Below are 16,157 nucleotides of genomic sequence, written 5' to 3'. Positions count from 1 at the left end.
TACGGAGCCGGCCAAGTTGGAGCAAAACCTGGTCAGCCAACGGCAGGAATTGGCCTGCGGCCGGCACAGCGTCGCCAAGCACGAATCGGGCGGTAGCGGGGGGCTGAATAACTGCCAGTTTGGCTGTCGAGAATGTCCTGCGAGCCTGGCCAACCGCGTTTACAATCCCCGCCTTCACTGAATTCGAGGTTCGCTGTCATGGCGCGCGGTATCAATAAAGTCATTCTGGTGGGCAACTTGGGAGCGGATCCCGACACGCGCTACATGCCCAGCGGCAAGGCGGTCACCAACATCCGCATCGCCACCTCCGAGTCCTGGAAGGACAAGCAGACCGGCGACATGCAGGAGCGCACCGAGTGGCACGCCATCGTCCTCTACGACAAGCTCGGCGAGATCGCCGCGGAGTACCTGCGCAAGGGCTCGCAGGTCTACATCGAAGGCTCGCTGCGCACCCGTAAGTGGCAGGACAAGGAAGGCAAGGACCGTTACACCACCGAAATCATCGGCCAGAACATGCAGATGCTCGGCGGCCGGGGTGGTGGCGGAGGCGGCGGTGGTGGAGGGGGTGGCGGCGGCTTTGGCGGCGACGACGAACAGCCGCGTCGTGCCCCGTCCCGTCCCCAGCAGAGCGAGCGTTCGGCGCCTCCGCCGGCCGATGACGGCGGTGGCGGCGGCTTCGACGACGACATTCCGTTCTGAAGCGCACCGGAATGGGGCTGGCGAATGTTGCCATGCTCTTGAATTAACAAAAGATTGCCCCTACCTCTCGGGGCCCGCCAGCCAACTGTGCTGCCGGGCCCCGAATTGCGTGCGCCGGTGGAAAAGCCCCGGCGGCGCCCTTATCCTTGTCAGCCCTCATAGCTTGCGTTCGTCCGCCCGTTCTACCCAATGCCTCGCGTCTTTATCCGCACCTTCGGCTGCCAGATGAATGAGTACGACTCCGCCCGCATGGTGGACGTGCTGCGCGAGGCAGGGGGCTACGAGCCGACCGACGACCCGGCCCAGGCCGATCTGTTGCTGCTCAATACCTGCTCGGTGCGCGAGAAGGCGCAGGAGAAGGTGTTCTCGCAGCTCGGTGGCTGGCGGCAGCTGAAAAAGAACAAGCCGGACCTGTTGATCGGCGTGGGCGGCTGCGTGGCCAGTCAGGAAGGCGACGGCATCACCAAGCGCGCGCCCTATGTCGACCTGGTGTTCGGGCCGCAAACCCTGCATCGGCTGCCGGACATGATCAACGAGATCCGCTCGGCCGGCCGCTCGGTGGTCGACGTGAGCTTTCCGGAGATCGAGAAGTTCGATCACCTGCCGGCGCCGCGCTCGGAAGGCGCGACCGCCTTCGTGTCCATCATGGAAGGGTGCAGCAAGTACTGCACCTTCTGCGTCGTGCCTTACACGCGCGGCGAGGAAGTGAGCCGTCCGTTCGAGTCGGTGATGACGGAGATCCGTCAGCTCGCCGATCAGGGTGTGAAGGAAATCAATCTGCTCGGCCAGAACGTCAACGCGTATAACGGCCCGATGGACGATGGAACGCCTTGCGATCTGGGTACGTTGATTTATTGCGTGGCGGACGTGCCGGGCATCGAGCGCATCCGCTTCACAACGTCACATCCGGTGGAGTTCAAGGACTCGCTGATCGAGGCTTATCGCGACGTGCCGCAGCTCGCGAATTATCTGCATCTGCCGGTGCAGGCCGGCTCGGACCGCATTCTCATGGCGATGAAGCGTGGTTACACTGCGCTCGAATACAAACAAAAGATCCGCAAGCTGCGCGCGGTGCGCCCGGACATCAGCATCTCGTCGGATTTCATCGTCGGCTTCCCCGGCGAGACCGAGAAAGATTTCGAAGCGACCATGAACCTGATCGCCGACGTCGGTTTCGATCAGTCCTTCAGCTTCATCTACAGCCGTCGCCCCGGTACGCCGGCGGCGTCGCTGCCGGACGATGTCTCTCAGGAAGAGAAGCACAAGCGACTGGAGATTCTTCAGGCGCGGATCAATCAGCAGCACCTGGAGATCAGTCGTCGCATGGTCGGCACGGTGCAGCGTGTGCTCGTCGAGCGGCCCGCGAAGAAACACGAAGGACAGATTGCCGGCAAGACCGAGAACATGCGCTGGGTCAACTTCGATGGCCCGCACTCGCTGATCAATCAATTCGCCGATGTGTTGATCACCGAAGCCATGCCGAATTCGCTGCGTGGCCGGCTGGTTGGCGCGGGCGACACTTCTTCCATCCCGGCCGCGGCGGAGTTTGCCGTGGCTACTCAGTGAGCGCGCGTGGGTCGCAATTGAACGCATCCATCGCAACGCGCGAGCTCGCGTTCGAGCCAGTGGACAACGCCCGGCTCGCCAATTTCGTAGGCCCCATGGACGAGAACCTACGGCACGTCGAGCAGCGGTTCAACGTGCAGGTGCATCGTCGTGGCGGTCACATAGAAGTGTCCGGCCCCGGGGCCGCGGCCAGTGCGGCCGAGCGGGTGCTGCGACGTTTGTTCGATCTGTCGTCGAAGGAAGCAATCACACCGGATCGTGTGCACTTGGCTGTGCAGGAGGCAGGCATGGAAGAAGCGACAACGGCGCCAGTATTGGTCGCGCCTCGTCCGTCGGATGAGGTGACGATTCATACCCAACGCGGCGGGATCCGCGGGCGGGGGCCGAATCAGAGACAGTATCTGCATAACATCCACACCAACGATCTGACGTTCGGCATCGGGCCGGCGGGCACAGGCAAGACTTATCTTGCCGTGGCCTGCGCGGTCGAGGCGCTGCAGACGGATCGCGTCCGTCGCATCGTGCTGGTGCGTCCGGCGGTGGAAGCGGGCGAGCGCCTGGGCTTCTTGCCCGGCGATATCGGCCAGAAAGTGGATCCGTATCTGCGGCCGATGTATGACGCCCTGTATGACATGATGGGCTTCGACCGCGTGGCGCGCGCCATCGAGCGCCAGGTGATCGAAATCGCGCCGCTGGCGTTCATGCGCGGCCGATCCCTTAATGACTCCTTCATCATTCTGGACGAAGCTCAGAACACCTCGGTGGAGCAGATGAAGATGTTTCTGACCCGCATGGGCTTCGGTTCCAAGGCGGTCGTGACCGGCGACATCACCCAGACCGACCTGCCCAAGCAGCAGCTGTCGGGGCTGAGGCATGTGATGAACGTGCTGCCGGGCGTCGACGGCGTCGCTTTCACCCACTTCACCTCGCGTGACGTGGTCCGGCATCCGCTGGTGCAGCGGATCGTGCAGGCGTACGAACGCAAACAGGCGGCCGCTCCCGACCGGCCTGGAGGCGACGGAGCTTGAAATTGGCCGTGACCGTGCAAGTGGCAAGTTCGCGTCGCGGCGTACCGCATGCCCGGAGTCTGAACCGGTGGGCGCAGGCTGCCTGCGCCCCCTATCTGCCCCGTGACGACCGCGATCTCGCGCTCACTATTCGCGTCGTCGGCGCCGCCGAGAGCCGCCGTCTCAACCGTACCTGGCGCGCCAAAGACAAACCGACCAACGTGCTGTCGTTTCCGGCCGCGGCGCTCGCGCCGGGCAAGAACGGCGTGCCGACTCGATTTCCTGCCAAAGAGTTTTCCGAGCTCGGTGATCTCGCCATCTGCGCGCCCGTGGTGGCGCGCGAGGCGAAGGAACAGGGCAAACCGGCGCAGGCGCATTGGGCCCACATGGTGGTCCACGGCGTGCTGCATCTGTTGGGCTTCGATCACGAGAACGATCGTGACGCCACGGCGATGGAAGCCCGTGAAGTGAAGATTCTGGCGCAATTCGGATACGACAACCCTTATGCCTGAAGAGCACAGTCACACCGGCAGCTGGCTGCGACGGATCACCGGCTCACTGAGCGGCGAGCCGCGCGATCTGGAAGATCTCAACGAAGTGCTGGGGCAGGCGCGGGAGCGGGGCATCATCGACTCCGACGCGCATGAAATGCTGGAGGGGGTGTTTCGGGTCGTCGAGCTGCAGGTGCGCGACATCATGGTGCCGCGCTCGCAGATGATAATTGTGAATCGTGACGATCCGCCGGAGGAGATCCTGCCGATGGTGGTCGAGCACGGCCACTCGCGGTATCCGGTCATCGGCGACGATCGCGATCAGATCGCCGGCATACTGCTCGCCAAGGACCTGCTGCGGTATTTCGCCGACGGTGCCCGCGGCAACTTCGACATCAAGGAATGCCTGCGTCCGGCGGTGTTCATTCCGGAGAGTAAGCGTCTCAACGTGCTGCTGAAGGAATTCCGCGTCAGCCATCATCACATGGCCATCGTGGTCGACGAGTACGGCGGCGTGTCCGGCCTGGTGACCATCGAAGACGTGCTCGAGCAGATCGTCGGCGACATCGGCGATGAGTACGACACCGACGACGACCTGGACATCCGCAAGGAAGGCGAGCGGCAGTTCACCGTCAAGGCGCAGACCCGCATCGATGAGTTCAACGGCTACTTCAACACCGACTTCAGCGACGAAGAGTTCGACACCATCGGTGGCCTGGCCATCAGCAGCCTGGGCCGGTTGCCCCGGCGCGGTGAATCTTTTTCGCTCGGCGGGCTCGAATTCAAAGTACTGCGCGCCGATCGCCGCCGCCTCGACCTGCTGCGTGTGATCACGCCGCGCGATATCGAACCGAAAGACGATTGATCGGGTGCGCGCCGGTCCGGTGGTGGACGAGGACGCTGCGATGTGCCGGACAGGCGCTCGAATGCGGCGGGTACAGGCACCGGCGGAAATCGCCCGGCAAAGCATGAAATGGGCGGGGCCGGCTTGGCACGATCGATCCTGTCATTCGTCATTGTCATGACCTCGAGCAATGCTACGCTGCGCGGCGGGTATCGGCAGCCGACAAGCGCATCCAAGTGAACACTTCGAAGGGAGAAATGGCGGCAATGCCGCTGCTCGAAAAGGAACACGCTCCGGGCGTGCGAGCCTTCAAGTTCTACACGCACGCGTCCTTGCCGGTCGGCGCCGCGGTGTCGCTCGCGTTCGCGCCGTTCAATATCTGGCCGCTAGCGGTGCTTTGCTGCGCGTTCCTGTTCCTCGCCTGGGAAGACGCGACGCCGAAGCAGGCCGCCAAGCGTGGCTTCTTGTTTACCGCCGGCACGTATCTCGCCGGCACGTACTGGCTGTATCACAGCATTCACACCATCGGTCACGCGCCGATGTGGTTGACGATGTTCGTGATGCTGGCGCTGGTCGCCATCATGTCGGCGTACACGGCGTTGGTCGGCTATGCCTTGAAGCGCTGGATTCCGGCACAGGGCTGGGTTCGTTGGTTGCTCGTGCTGCCCGCGGCCATCGTCATTCTCGAATGGTTCCGGGGCTGGTTTCTCAGCGGCTTTCCTTGGCTCGCGCTCGGCTACACACAAACTGATACGTGGCTCGCGGGCTTCGCGCCGGTGGGTGGTGTTTACACCGTCAGTCTGGCTGTGACTCTATGCGCCGGTGCCGTCGCCGCGCTGGTGCTTGGAAACAAGAACACGCGCATCGCGGCGGCCAGCGTCATCGGTGTCGTGTGGCTGATCGGTCTGTCGGTTCACAACAAAGAGTGGACCCAAAAGATCGGCGAACCCATCAGCGTCGCCATCGTGCAAGGCGCGGTCCCGCAGGAAATGAAATGGGAAGAGGACCAGCGCGACAAGACCATCGAGCTGTATCGCAAGCTCACTCGCGAGCATCTCGGCACCAAGCTGATCATTTGGCCGGAAGCGGCATTGCCCGGTCTGTCGCATGAGCTGACCGATGTGCTGAGCGAGGAGTGGACGGCCGCGCACGCTGCGGGCTCGGCCCTGGTCCTCGGCCAGGCGCGTTACGACTTCGAAGAACAGGTGTATTACAACGCGGTGCTGGCGCTCGACAAGGAGCCGCAGTGGTACGCGAAGCGCAGGCTCGTGCCGCTCACCGAGTATTTCCCGGAGCTGCCGAAGTGGATCACCTCCTGGCTGCGCGGCATGGATCTGCCGTACAGCGGTTTCCGGGCCGGGGTCGAGAATCAGGATCCGCTCGACGCCGCCGGTCAGAAGCTGGCGCTGACGATTTGTTATGAAGACGCCTACGCCTCGGATCAGCTCGAAGTCCTCAAGACCGCGACGCTACTGGTGAATGTGACTAACGATGCGTGGTTCGGCGATTCCACTGCCGCCCATCAGCATCTGCAGATCAGTCGCATGCGCGCGCTCGAGGCAGGCAGGCAGCTGCTGCGTGCGGGGAATGACGGCATCTCCGCGATCATCGCGGCCAACGGTGCGATCGAGAAAACGTTCCCTCGCTTCAAGCCGGGCGTGTTGACCGGCGATGTGCAGCCGCGCGTCGGGCTGACGCCTTATGCGCAGGTCGGTAACTGGCCCGTCATCATTGTGAGTTTCCTGCTCCTGGCGGCCGGACTCTGGCCGCTGCGTAAATCGGAGCGCTGACGTCCGGGTACAGGGATGTACCCCGCCACCGCAGGTGGCGAGTCATAGATGTGATCCGCTTATACGTAGCGCGTGTGGCCCGCGCGCTGTAATAAATGATCCGCATAGCAAAGCTGCCGGTCGCGGCGGCCAATAGCATTGCGCACTTTCATCAGGGCCCCAGCACCATGAACGCCAAGGTCGATCGTTTCGCGCCGCGCTCCGACGCGGATCTGTTACGTCTCGTGCAACAGCAGCCGCTCGCCTGGGTGGTGTCCGGTTCGGTCGCGGAAGACAGCTACCGTTCGACGTTGCTGCCCATCCTCGCGGCAGCCGATGCCGACGGCCACCTCGTGCTGGAAGGGCATTTCGCGCGCTCCAACGATCAATACAAACTGCTGATGCAGAATCCCAAGGCGGTGATGCTGGTGCTGGGCACGAATGGCTATATTTCGCCGTCGTGGATGCAGGACAAGACCCAGGCGCCGACCTGGAATTACGCCAGCGTGCAGTTCTTCGTCGACGTGGAATTCTTCGAGCAGCCCGAAGCCATCGAAGCCCATCTGCGTGAGCTCGTGAACACGATGGAAAAGCAAACGCCGCGCTCGTCGACGGCAGCTGCATGGAAAGTGGATGACATGGGCGCGCGTTATGGTTCATTGGCCCAGCGCGTCATCGGCTTTCGCGCCAGGGTTCGCAACGTACGGGCCAAATTCAAACTGGGTCAGGATGAGCGTGACGATGTGTTCGCCGACATCATGATCGGTCTGAGCGAGGCCGGTCGTGCCGAGCTGCATGCCTGGATGCGCGAGTTCAATTCGGGCCGCGGCTGAAACCTGTCCAAGTCCTGTCGCCAGTTGCTGACTTCAGTGTAAATACGGCAGTTGCCGGCGGGTGGCCGAAACTTAATGCCCGGATGCATGGTTCGTGAACCCGCAGGCCCTGTCCCCGGCTGCGTCGCGCCAGTATCATGGGCCGATGTGCCACTGAATGCTGATGGGGACGAGTGGATAATTTTTTACAGGTCCTGCTGCTCGGGATCATCGAGGGCATCACCGAGTTCCTGCCCATTTCCAGCACCGGTCATCTGTTGATCGCGCAGCACTGGCTGGGCCGGCGCTCGGAACTGTTCACGGTCGCCATTCAGGCGGGCGCGATTCTCGCGGTGGTCTTCATCTATTGGGAGCGGTTGTGGAATCTGGTCACCCATCTCAAGGATCCCGTCAGTCGCGATTATCTGTACAAGCTGAGCTGGGCGTTCGTCGTCACCGTGATCGGCGGCCTGATCGCCAAGAAGCTCGGCTTGGAACTTCCCGATACGGTGGCGCCGATTGCCTGGGCGCTGATCGTCGGCGGCATCGTGATTTTCGCGGTCGAGGCTTACGCCAGCCGGCAGCCGGTCCGTGACACGCTGAGTTGGAGCGTGGCCACTTGGGTCGGTCTGGCGCAAATCCTCGCGGCAGTGTTTCCTGGTACGTCGCGCTCGGCGGCGACGATTTTCGCGGCCATGCTCGCCGGCATGACGTCGCGTTCGGCCGCGGCCGATTTTGCGTTCCTGGTCGGCATTCCGACCATGTTCGCCGCGACGGCTTACGAATTGCTCAAGTTGTATGAAGACGGTCAGCTCGCGAACGAGAACTGGGGCGACCTGGCGGTGGGGTTCGTGGTGTCGGCGATCGTCGCGTTCATCGCGGTGAAGTGGCTGCTGCGATATATCCAGACACATCGATTCACTGTGTTCGCCTGGTATCGCATCGCGCTGGGCATTGCGTTGCTGGTTGCCGTCTAAAGGATCTTCATGCCGAATCGCCTGACTCGCTGGATCATTATCGGTCTGGTGCTGGGTATCCTCAGCGGCTACATCGCGTACGCGTATTTCCCGGAGTCGAGCGCCGGCTACGCCGAACTCACATCGCTGCTGCCGACCGTATTCCTACGGTTGATCAAGATGATCATCGCGCCGCTGGTGTTCGCCACCCTGGTGGTCGGCATTGCGAAGATGGGCGATATCGCAACCGTGGGCCGGGTCGGCGGTAAGGCGCTGGCGTGGTTCATCGGGGCTTCGGTGATCTCGCTGACCTTGGGCTTGATCCTGGTGCAGCTGTTCGAGCCCGGCAAAGCGATGCACTTGCCGATTCCCGAAGCGAATGCGACGTCGGGCGTGAAGGGCGATGCGCTGTCGTTGAAGATCTTCATCGAACACACCATTCCGACCAGCGTCATCGATGCGATGGCACGCAACGAGATTCTGCAGATCGTGGTGTTCTCGCTGTTCTTTGGCACCGCCATGGCGTCGTTGGGCGAGCGGAGCAAGGTGGTCATCGAAGTGCTCGACGTGGTCGCGCACATCATGTTGAAAGTCACCGGTTACGTGATGTTGTTTGCGCCGCTCGCGGTGTTCGGAGCGCTTGCGAACACCGTCGCCAGGGAGGGGCTGGGCATCATCGGCGTGTATGGATTGTTCATCGGCGAGTTCTATCTCGGCCTGGCGATCCTGTGGCTGGTGCTGGTCATCGCCGGCGGCGTCGTGATCGGGCCGCGCATCACCCAACTCGTGCGGCGTGTGCGTGAGCCGGTGATCCTTGCGTTCTCGACCGCCAGCTCCGAGGCGGCTTATCCGAAGACGCTGGAAGAGCTGGAGCGGTTTGGTTGTAGCAATCGAGTGGCGAGTTTCGTGCTGCCGGTGGGGTATTCGTTCAACCTCGACGGTTCGATGATGTATTGCACGTTCGCGATCATGTTCATCGCGCAGGTGTACGGTATCGAGATGAGCATCGGTCAGCAGATCGTCATGGTCGCGGTGCTGATGCTCACGTCGAAGGGCATTGCCGGCGTGCCACGTGCGTCGCTGGTCGTGATCGCGGCGACGCTGCCCCATTTCAATATTCCCGAAGCCGGCATGTTGCTGTTGCTCGGCATCGATCACTTCCTCGACATGGGCCGTTCCGCGACCAACGTGGTCGGCAACAGCGTCGCGACGGCGGTGGTGTCGAAGTGGGAAGGCGAGCTGCGCAACCCCGGTGCCGAAGACAGCCCGGTTGCTGCCGTCAGCGAGAGCCGAGCGTCTTAGTTGCCGGGCGCAGCCCTCCCGCGGGATGCCCTTCACAGCGTTTCTGCGTCACGCTGCCCGGGCTAATCCTCACACGTTTGGTCTATCTGGCGACCGGGGTGGCATGCTCAAATCGGGCATGCGCCCCGATCCCGACCAATTGCTGGCGGCCGTCAACGACCAGGAAGCTCGCGCCAGGCGCGGCAAGCTGCGTATCTTTTTCGGCGGTTCGGCCGGGGTCGGCAAGACCTATTCGATGCTCGAGGCCGCGCATCGGGTCAGTGAGACCGGCGCCGATCTGGTGGTCGGTTATATCGAGCCGCACGGGCGAGCCGAAACCGAGAGCCTGCGCGAGGGCCTGGAGCAACTGCCCACCTTGCCGGTCCGTTATCGCGGGCTGGTCCGCCAGGAGTTCGATCTCGACGCCGCGCTGAAACGCCGGCCCGCCATCGCGCTGGTCGACGAGCTGGCGCATTCCAATCTCATCGACGGCGATCCGCCGCCCCGCCATGCGAAACGCTGGCAGGACATCGAAGAACTGCTCGAAGCGGGCATCAACGTCTGGACCACGGTCAATGTCCAGCATCTGGAGAGTCTGAACGATCTGGTGGCGCAGATCACCGGCGTGCGTCAGCGCGAGACCATTCCCGATCGTATTTTCGACGAAGCCGATGAAGTCGAGCTGATCGACCTGCCGCCGGACGACCTGCTCGGCCGGCTGCAGGCAGGTCTGATCTATTTGCCGGAAGAAGCGCGCACGGCGGCCGATCGTTTCTTCCGCAAATCCAACTTGATCGCGTTACGTGAGCTGTCGCTCCGTCGCATGGCCGATCGTGTCGACGCTTCGGCTCGCGCAACCGCTTCGTTGGATCGTGCCTCACGCGCGTGGATGGCGCGCGATCGTCTGCTCGTCGCCGTAGGGCCGGATGAGCAGGCCGAGCAGTTGGTGCGAGCGGGCAAACGCATGGCGGACGCGCTCGATGCCGTCTGGTCGGTTGTTTATGTGGAGACGCCGGAGCTGCTGCGCCTGTCACAACATCAGCGCAATCGTCGCATCGACGTTCTGCGTCTTGCAGAGTCGCTGGGCGCGGAGACGGTGACGCTCGACGGCCCGACGGCCGCTGAAACATTGACCGAGTATGCGCACACTCGCAATGCCACTCGCGTGATCGTTGGAGCGCCGAAGCGGCGGGGCTGGCGAGCTTTGTTGCGGGCGTCCACGGCAACGGCCCTGGCGCGCAAGGCGAAGGGCTTCGATGTGATCACCATTGCGCCCGCGGATTCGCCGAAGCAAGTGGCGGTCGAGCGGTCCGATGTGCCGGAAATGGCGATGCCCGTGCATTGGGATCGCTACGCGTGGGCGCTGGCCACCACGTTGATTTGCACGCTGATCGGGTTCTCGATGCAGGACAGCTTCGAGGCGGCGAACATCGTGATGGTCTATGTGCTTGGCGCGACCATCGCTGGCGTTCGATTCGGGCGCGGGCCAGCCGTGCTGACGGCCATCGCCAACGTGTTCGCGTTCGACTTTTGTTTCGTTCCACCGCATTTCACGTTCTCGGTTGCCGACGCGCAGTACGTCGTGACGTTTGCGGTGATGCTGATCGTGACGCTGGTGATCGCGAATCTCATGGCGAGCGTGCGGCAGCAGACTCGCGTCGCAGGCGCGCGTGAACGGCGGACTTATCTGTTGTATGCGATGAGTCGCGAGTTGGCGGCGACGCGTGGTATTGCCGAGATGGCGCGCGTTGCGGTTCGTCACGTCGCCGAAGTGTTTCAATGTCAGGCCGTGGTCTTGTTGCCGGACGCCGCCGGCAAGCTCAAACATCCGCGCGAAGTGCCTGAAGCGGGTTCGCTCAGAGGTGCGGATCTGTCGATTGCACAGTGGGTGCTCGATCATGGGCGTCGCGCCGGGCTCGACTCGGATACGTTGCCCGCCGCTCCCGCGTTGTATCTGCCGCTAGGGAGTGAGCAACAGCAGCTCGGGGTGCTGGCGGTGCTGCCTCAGAACCGGCGTCGTGTCCTGTTGCCTGAGCAGCGGCGTTTGCTGGAAACGTTCGCTGCGCAGATCGGTCTGGCGGTGGAGCGGGGCAAGCTCGCCGAAACTGCGGAATCCTCACGCGTTGCTGCTGAAACCGAGAGCTTGCGGAATACCTTGCTCGCCTCCATCTCGCATGACTTGCGTACGCCGCTCGCAGTGATCGCAGGTGCCAGTAGCACGTTGGTGGAGCAGGGCGATGATTTGGACACGGCGGTGCGCCGTAAGCTGGCGCGGTCCATCGAGTCCAAGGCACGTGACATGACGGACCTGGTTTCCAACGTGCTCGACCTGATGCGCTTCGAGTCCGGGCAGGTCGCGCTGCGCCGGGAATGGGAGACGTTGGATGATCTGCTCGGCACTGCGCTGATTCGCATGCAGGAGCGGCTCGGCTCGCATGAGGTCACGTCGCAGCTGCCCGCCGATCTGCCGCCGGTTCATGTCGACGCGAATTTGATCGTGCAGGTCTTCGTCAATCTGCTGGAAAACGTGGTGAAGTACACGCCGCCCGAGACATCGGTGACGATCTCCGCCGTGGTTCGCGACGACGCGGTGGCTGTCACTTGTGACGATTCAGGTCCTGGATTGCCTGCAGGAGAGGCGAGCCGGTTGTTCGACAAGTTTCAGCGAGGCAACGACGAGGGCGCGACGGTTGGCGCGGGGCTGGGGCTCGCGATCTGTCGCGCGATCGTTCGCGCTCATGGGGGCGATATTACCGCCGGCGCGCGGCCGGGCGGCGGGGCGCGATTCGTTTTCACTTTGCCGCTGAAGGAGGGCAGCTCGTGACGCAGGCTCTCCATCAGGTCCTCATCGTCGAAGATGAGCCGGACATTCGCGGCATCCTGCGCACGCTGCTGAAGACGGCGGGCTATCGAGTCATTGAAACCGAAACCGCGGCACGGGCGATCGTCGAGGCGCGAACTCACAAGCCGGATTTGTTGCTGGTGGATCTGGGGTTGCCGGATGCCGATGGTCTCAAGGTGATTCGATCGGTTCGTGAGTGGTCGCCGGTGCCTGTGGTCGTGCTGTCGGCACGCACCATGGAGTCGCAGAAGATCGAGGCGCTCGATGCGGGAGCGGATGATTACGTCACCAAACCGTTCAGCGCGCCGGAGTTGCTGGCGCGCGTGCGGGCGGCGTTGCGACGGAACGTTCGTGGGGCGGAGCAGGTGCCGAACTTGCAGATCGGCTCGATCTCGCTCGATCTGACCCGGCGGCAGGCGGTCGGGCCGAAGGGGGACGTGCATTTCACGCCGCTCGAGTATCGCGTGCTCGAGAGTCTGGCGCGTCAGTCCGGCATGATCGTCACGCAGCGGCAGCTCATCAACGAGGCGTGGGGGCCGGATAAGCATGGCGATACCCGGAGCCTGAGAGTTTGTATCAAGAACCTGCGGACCAAAGTCGAGCCGGATCCTGCTCGGCCGCAGTACCTGTTGACTGAGGCAGGGGTCGGATACAGGCTACTGTTGCCTGGAGATTGAAGCCGGTGGTTCATTGATGGAGTCGCATCGGCCCGGCGGAGCCGGGCGATGCAATTAGTACTGCGACGCGAGCGGCGTGCTACGAGTGGATTCGGCTCAGCAGGCCGGGCTGCCCCGCCGAGGCCGAGCCGGCAACCCTTTGAGTTGTTACATTCCCAACTCCTTCTCCAACTCCTCCGCGCTCTTTTTCTTATCGCCGTTCTTCTGCTGCTTTTTCTGCTGAGCCTGGATCGCAGCCTGCGCGGCCTCAGCTTGCTTGCGCATCGCTTCCACCGCCTTCGGATCGCTGAACTGCTTCTGCAACTCCTCGGCTTGCTTCTGGGCCGCATCGATCGACGGCTGCATCTTCTGCATCGCCAACTGCTGCTGTTTCTGTCGGGACGCATCGGCCGCGGCATCATCTCCCGCGATGTTGTAGTACTCAGCGGCCAAGCCATATCGCTGCTTCGCATCCGCCTGCGCCGCGAGCTGCCTGGCCTGCGAACGAATCGCCTTGATCTTGCCGCCGACGCCGGCGTCCGAGCCCAGCACGCGATAGAAGTCCATCGCATCGCCGAGCAACTTCGGCGCATTGAAGAACTTGTCACGCAGCAGCGTTGCCCGCTGTTCGACCAACGACTTCACGCGACCGTCGACCGCCTTGCTCAGCGCTTCGTCGTTGCCATTCAGACCCCACATGCGCATGGCCTGAATCGCATCGCGCGACGTTTTCATCGGATCCTGGTCAGGCCACTTATTCGCGAACGCCGTCTGGGCGTCTCCCGCGCGTTGCAGAGCTGCGAAGTCGCTCGGGTCGTCCGGCTGTGACTGAATCAGCTGCACGTACTCGCGCAAGAACTGCTCGTTGAACGCCGCCTTCTCCTTTTCCGCCGCCCGCTCGACGCCGCGCTTCGGCATAGCCATCACTTCAGCCATGTATTTGGGATCGACCTCGTAGCTGCCAGTGACTTTGAGTGCGGCGGCATGGTTGCTGACGAACGCGCCGCCTTCGCGATTTCGATAGTGCTCCAGCGCCCGTTGATACGCCTGCGGAGCGTCCTCGGCACGAATGGTTTCGATGAACACCCGATCGGCGTGAGCAAAGTGACCGCCGGCCTCATACAACTGAAAGGCACGCGCCAGATCGCCTTTCTTCTCGGCGGCCTGTCCGAGCTCCAGGCCCAGCGGCGCGGCGCGTCTCGCCGCGTCCATTTCGTACGGATTGTTGGGTTCGCACGCATAGCCCTGCGCCGCCTGATAAGCGAACAACGCCTGTTCCTTCTTGCCGTCGTGCTCGAAAGTCTGTGCCTTTTGAAACGAGCGCTTCTTGTCGGCGACGCCATCGCCGGCGCAGTCCGCGAAGGCTGCGCTAGTGAGTAAAGAGGTAGCGACGAGCACAGCCACCGCGAGATGTCGAGATTTCATGATTGCACCTGATGTGATGACGTACGCGCGTTAGCGATTGAACAGGCCTTTCATGCCGCCACCGAACGACGGCATGGCCTTGTAGTCGGCGGGCGGGTCGAACAGAGCGGCGTCCTGCGGGCCGATCACCAGGTTCTTCAGCGTGACGGTGGTGCGGTTCTTGTCGCGGCCGTCCTTGGACAGCATGTCCATCTTCACCGTGATGCCTTCGGGCGTGATCCACAGGAAGCCGCCGGCGCTGCCGTCCTTCATGATCATCTTGTACTTGGTGGCCGCGATGCCTTCGACGGTATCGCTGCCGACTTCGGTGATCTCCACGTCGCTGGGCTGCGAGCCGCTCTGCTGCTGGGCCTGCTTGTAGTCGAGCTTCTGATACATGCGCTGCGCCGGCATGATCATCCAGCCCAGCTGCTGATCCTTACGCAGGATCATCACGCTCTGCATGCCTTGCATGCTGGTCTCGGTGCGCTCCTTGTCCCTGGCGGCGAAGATCTTGCCTTCGAACGAACCTTGCGAGGTTTCGATGATGCGATCCGCCGAATATTCGACAGTAGGCATGGGCAGGGTGGCAGCGTCGACCGAGCTGATGCAGCCGGACAGGGAGAGCGCCAGACAGGCGAGAATGGAAAGTCGCTTGAACATGAGATGACTCCGCGGTGATCGATGGACGCGAAGTTTCCGGGTGCGCGCCGGGTGTCGAATCGCTCGGAGGAGCTATGCCGGCGCTGAGAGGGGAGCCATGCACTTCAGTGCATGTCGCAGACGATCAATCGGTAGCGGACCAGGGTCTCAGTTCTTCGGGCCTCTGGCGCACATACGCGAGCACTTGCCGGCGCTTTTCCGGGCCGCGCTTGCCTTCGTCACTGCCGCTGGTGTCGCCGAAGAACTCGGGCATGCGGTCTTCGATGCGCTCGTAGATGCCACGCCATAGTTTCTTCAGGCCGTGCACCGACACATCGAGCAACGGCATCAGCGCATCGTCGGAGTCGTCGAACAAGGCGAACCACAGCAGGCGGCGTTGCGATGCCGAGAACGTAAACAGCGGCGGTTGATTCTGGAAACAATTGCGAGCCGGCGAGCCGGGCAGCAGGCCTTTGGCCTGCTCGCGGGTCAGACCGAAGAAAGCCGGCTGATGTTCGCGCGGCAACTTCTGCAGCTCCGCCTGATCGGCGTACTGGCGCCGGATGAAGCCCGACGCCTCGGCGACCAGGTCGTTGATCTCACCGGTCTCGTAGTACACGGCGCGCAGATTGAAACCGTCATGAAAGGTGCGGAACGTGTCGTTCGCCATCGTAATCACGTCCTGGACGTACGGATTGCCGATGTCGTGATCGCGTTGGGAGAAGTGCAGGATCATCATCGTCAGATCGCCGCGGGCATTCTCGATGCCGATCTCCCGATTGGTCATGGGTTTGAAACTGCCGTCCCGGAGCGCGCTATAGATGCGCCGGGTGATGAATGCTCGCGGTTGTCCGTCCAGATCGAGCGCTTGCACCAGGCTTCGCGGCACGATGAGCGTGACGCCCGACGCCTGGATGCGCTTGCCTGGCGGCAGCGCCAGATCCTCGATGATGCCCGAGAGCAGCGACGGCTCGTCGATGAGCCAGTCCCACACCTGGCGGATTTCCGCGATTTGCTGTTGATCCACGCCGAGCCACGGCGGCAGCAGCTCGAAACACTCGTCGACATCCCGTCGCGCAACCGGGCGATGACGCAAACGGGAGATGGCGCGGGGAGGGTCGCTGCGGGCCATGGATCTCTGGGACGGGGACCTTGGGCTGGAGTTTGGTCCCGGATTCTAGCCGACAA

Annotated in this window: 14 protein-coding genes; 11 read left to right on the top strand and 3 right to left on the bottom strand. The window is 62.8% G+C overall.

The features are described from left to right. Positions 1-198: 198 nt before the first annotated feature. The 11 genes from ssb (at position 199) to EKO19_RS04510 (ending at position 12,944) form a co-directional block, all read left to right on the top strand. Positions 199-699: a single-stranded DNA-binding protein gene (ssb, locus tag EKO19_RS04560; RefSeq protein WP_129775199.1), complete on the top strand. Its 501-nt coding sequence runs from the start codon at positions 199-201 to the stop codon at positions 697-699. A 189-nt stretch (positions 700-888) separates the two neighbouring features. Further along, positions 889-2,265, top strand: coding sequence for a tRNA (N6-isopentenyl adenosine(37)-C2)-methylthiotransferase MiaB (miaB, locus tag EKO19_RS04555; protein ID WP_129775198.1), 1,377 nt, complete (start codon positions 889-891; stop codon positions 2,263-2,265). Positions 2,266-2,282: 17 nt separating this feature from the next. Further along, positions 2,283-3,293 (top strand): PhoH family protein, encoded by a 1,011-nt coding sequence (locus EKO19_RS04550; protein ID WP_246038827.1) that lies wholly within the window; start codon positions 2,283-2,285, stop codon positions 3,291-3,293. Continuing rightward, positions 3,290-3,784: an rRNA maturation RNase YbeY gene (gene ybeY / locus EKO19_RS04545; RefSeq protein WP_129775197.1), complete on the top strand. Its 495-nt coding sequence runs from the start codon at positions 3,290-3,292 to the stop codon at positions 3,782-3,784. The genes EKO19_RS04550 and ybeY overlap by 4 nt, the downstream gene beginning before the upstream one ends. Then, positions 3,777-4,628 carry an HlyC/CorC family transporter gene (locus EKO19_RS04540; RefSeq protein WP_129775196.1) on the top strand — a complete coding sequence of 284 codons (852 nt, stop codon included), beginning with the start codon at positions 3,777-3,779 and terminating at the stop codon, positions 4,626-4,628. The genes ybeY and EKO19_RS04540 overlap by 8 nt, the downstream gene beginning before the upstream one ends. A 245-nt stretch (positions 4,629-4,873) precedes the next feature. Next, positions 4,874-6,397 (top strand): apolipoprotein N-acyltransferase, encoded by a 1,524-nt coding sequence (gene lnt, locus EKO19_RS04535; protein WP_157995119.1) that lies wholly within the window; start codon positions 4,874-4,876, stop codon positions 6,395-6,397. Positions 6,398-6,492: 95 nt separating this feature from the next. Next, positions 6,493-7,209, top strand: coding sequence for an FMN-binding negative transcriptional regulator (locus EKO19_RS04530; RefSeq protein ID WP_129775194.1), 717 nt, complete (start codon positions 6,493-6,495; stop codon positions 7,207-7,209). Between the two features lie 173 nt (positions 7,210-7,382). Next, complete coding sequence (locus EKO19_RS04525) at positions 7,383-8,165, top strand: undecaprenyl-diphosphate phosphatase (RefSeq protein ID WP_129775193.1); 783 nt, start codon at positions 7,383-7,385, stop codon at positions 8,163-8,165. A 9-nt stretch (positions 8,166-8,174) separates the two neighbouring features. After that, on the top strand, positions 8,175-9,446 hold the full coding sequence (locus EKO19_RS04520; protein ID WP_129775192.1) for a dicarboxylate/amino acid:cation symporter: 1,272 nt from the start codon (positions 8,175-8,177) through the stop codon (positions 9,444-9,446). A gap of 103 nt (positions 9,447-9,549) precedes the next feature. Beyond that, positions 9,550-12,249 carry a sensor histidine kinase gene (locus EKO19_RS04515; RefSeq protein ID WP_217705118.1) on the top strand — a complete coding sequence of 900 codons (2,700 nt, stop codon included), beginning with the start codon at positions 9,550-9,552 and terminating at the stop codon, positions 12,247-12,249. Next, entirely contained in the window at positions 12,246-12,944 is a 699-nt protein-coding gene (locus EKO19_RS04510; RefSeq protein ID WP_129775191.1) for a response regulator, read from the top strand. The genes EKO19_RS04515 and EKO19_RS04510 overlap by 4 nt, the downstream gene beginning before the upstream one ends. Before the next feature lie 147 nt (positions 12,945-13,091). Here EKO19_RS04510 and EKO19_RS04505 read toward each other — a convergent pair whose 3' ends face one another. From EKO19_RS04505 to EKO19_RS04495, 3 genes are all read right to left on the bottom strand, one after another. After that, positions 13,092-14,348, bottom strand: coding sequence for a hypothetical protein (locus EKO19_RS04505; protein WP_129775190.1), 1,257 nt, complete (start codon positions 14,346-14,348; stop codon positions 13,092-13,094). Between the two features lie 30 nt (positions 14,349-14,378). Then, positions 14,379-14,990, bottom strand: coding sequence for a DUF4412 domain-containing protein (locus tag EKO19_RS04500; protein WP_129775189.1), 612 nt, complete (start codon positions 14,988-14,990; stop codon positions 14,379-14,381). A 124-nt stretch (positions 14,991-15,114) separates the two neighbouring features. Next, positions 15,115-16,101: a hypothetical protein gene (locus EKO19_RS04495; protein ID WP_129775188.1), complete on the bottom strand. Its 987-nt coding sequence runs from the start codon at positions 16,099-16,101 to the stop codon at positions 15,115-15,117. Positions 16,102-16,157 lie beyond the last annotated feature (56 nt).

Source organism: Peristeroidobacter soli (assembly GCF_004138485.1).
GTDB lineage: Bacteria > Pseudomonadota > Gammaproteobacteria > Steroidobacterales > Steroidobacteraceae > Steroidobacter > Steroidobacter soli.
This window is presented reverse-complemented; position numbering and strand designations above follow the sequence as displayed.

Coding starts and splice junctions, on each gene's coding strand:
- EKO19_RS04515 (WP_217705118.1), top strand. CDS start 9,550: ATGCTCAAATCGGGCATGCGCCCCGATCCCGACCAATTGCTGGCGGCC.
- lnt (WP_157995119.1), top strand. CDS start 4,874: ATGCCGCTGCTCGAAAAGGAACACGCTCCGGGCGTGCGAGCCTTCAAG.
- EKO19_RS04495 (WP_129775188.1), bottom strand. CDS start 16,101: ATGGCCCGCAGCGACCCTCCCCGCGCCATCTCCCGTTTGCGTCATCGC.
- EKO19_RS04540 (WP_129775196.1), top strand. CDS start 3,777: ATGCCTGAAGAGCACAGTCACACCGGCAGCTGGCTGCGACGGATCACC.
- ssb (WP_129775199.1), top strand. CDS start 199: ATGGCGCGCGGTATCAATAAAGTCATTCTGGTGGGCAACTTGGGAGCG.
- EKO19_RS04505 (WP_129775190.1), bottom strand. CDS start 14,348: ATGAAATCTCGACATCTCGCGGTGGCTGTGCTCGTCGCTACCTCTTTA.
- miaB (WP_129775198.1), top strand. CDS start 889: ATGCCTCGCGTCTTTATCCGCACCTTCGGCTGCCAGATGAATGAGTAC.
- EKO19_RS04500 (WP_129775189.1), bottom strand. CDS start 14,990: ATGTTCAAGCGACTTTCCATTCTCGCCTGTCTGGCGCTCTCCCTGTCC.
- EKO19_RS04530 (WP_129775194.1), top strand. CDS start 6,493: ATGATCCGCATAGCAAAGCTGCCGGTCGCGGCGGCCAATAGCATTGCG.
- EKO19_RS04520 (WP_129775192.1), top strand. CDS start 8,175: ATGCCGAATCGCCTGACTCGCTGGATCATTATCGGTCTGGTGCTGGGT.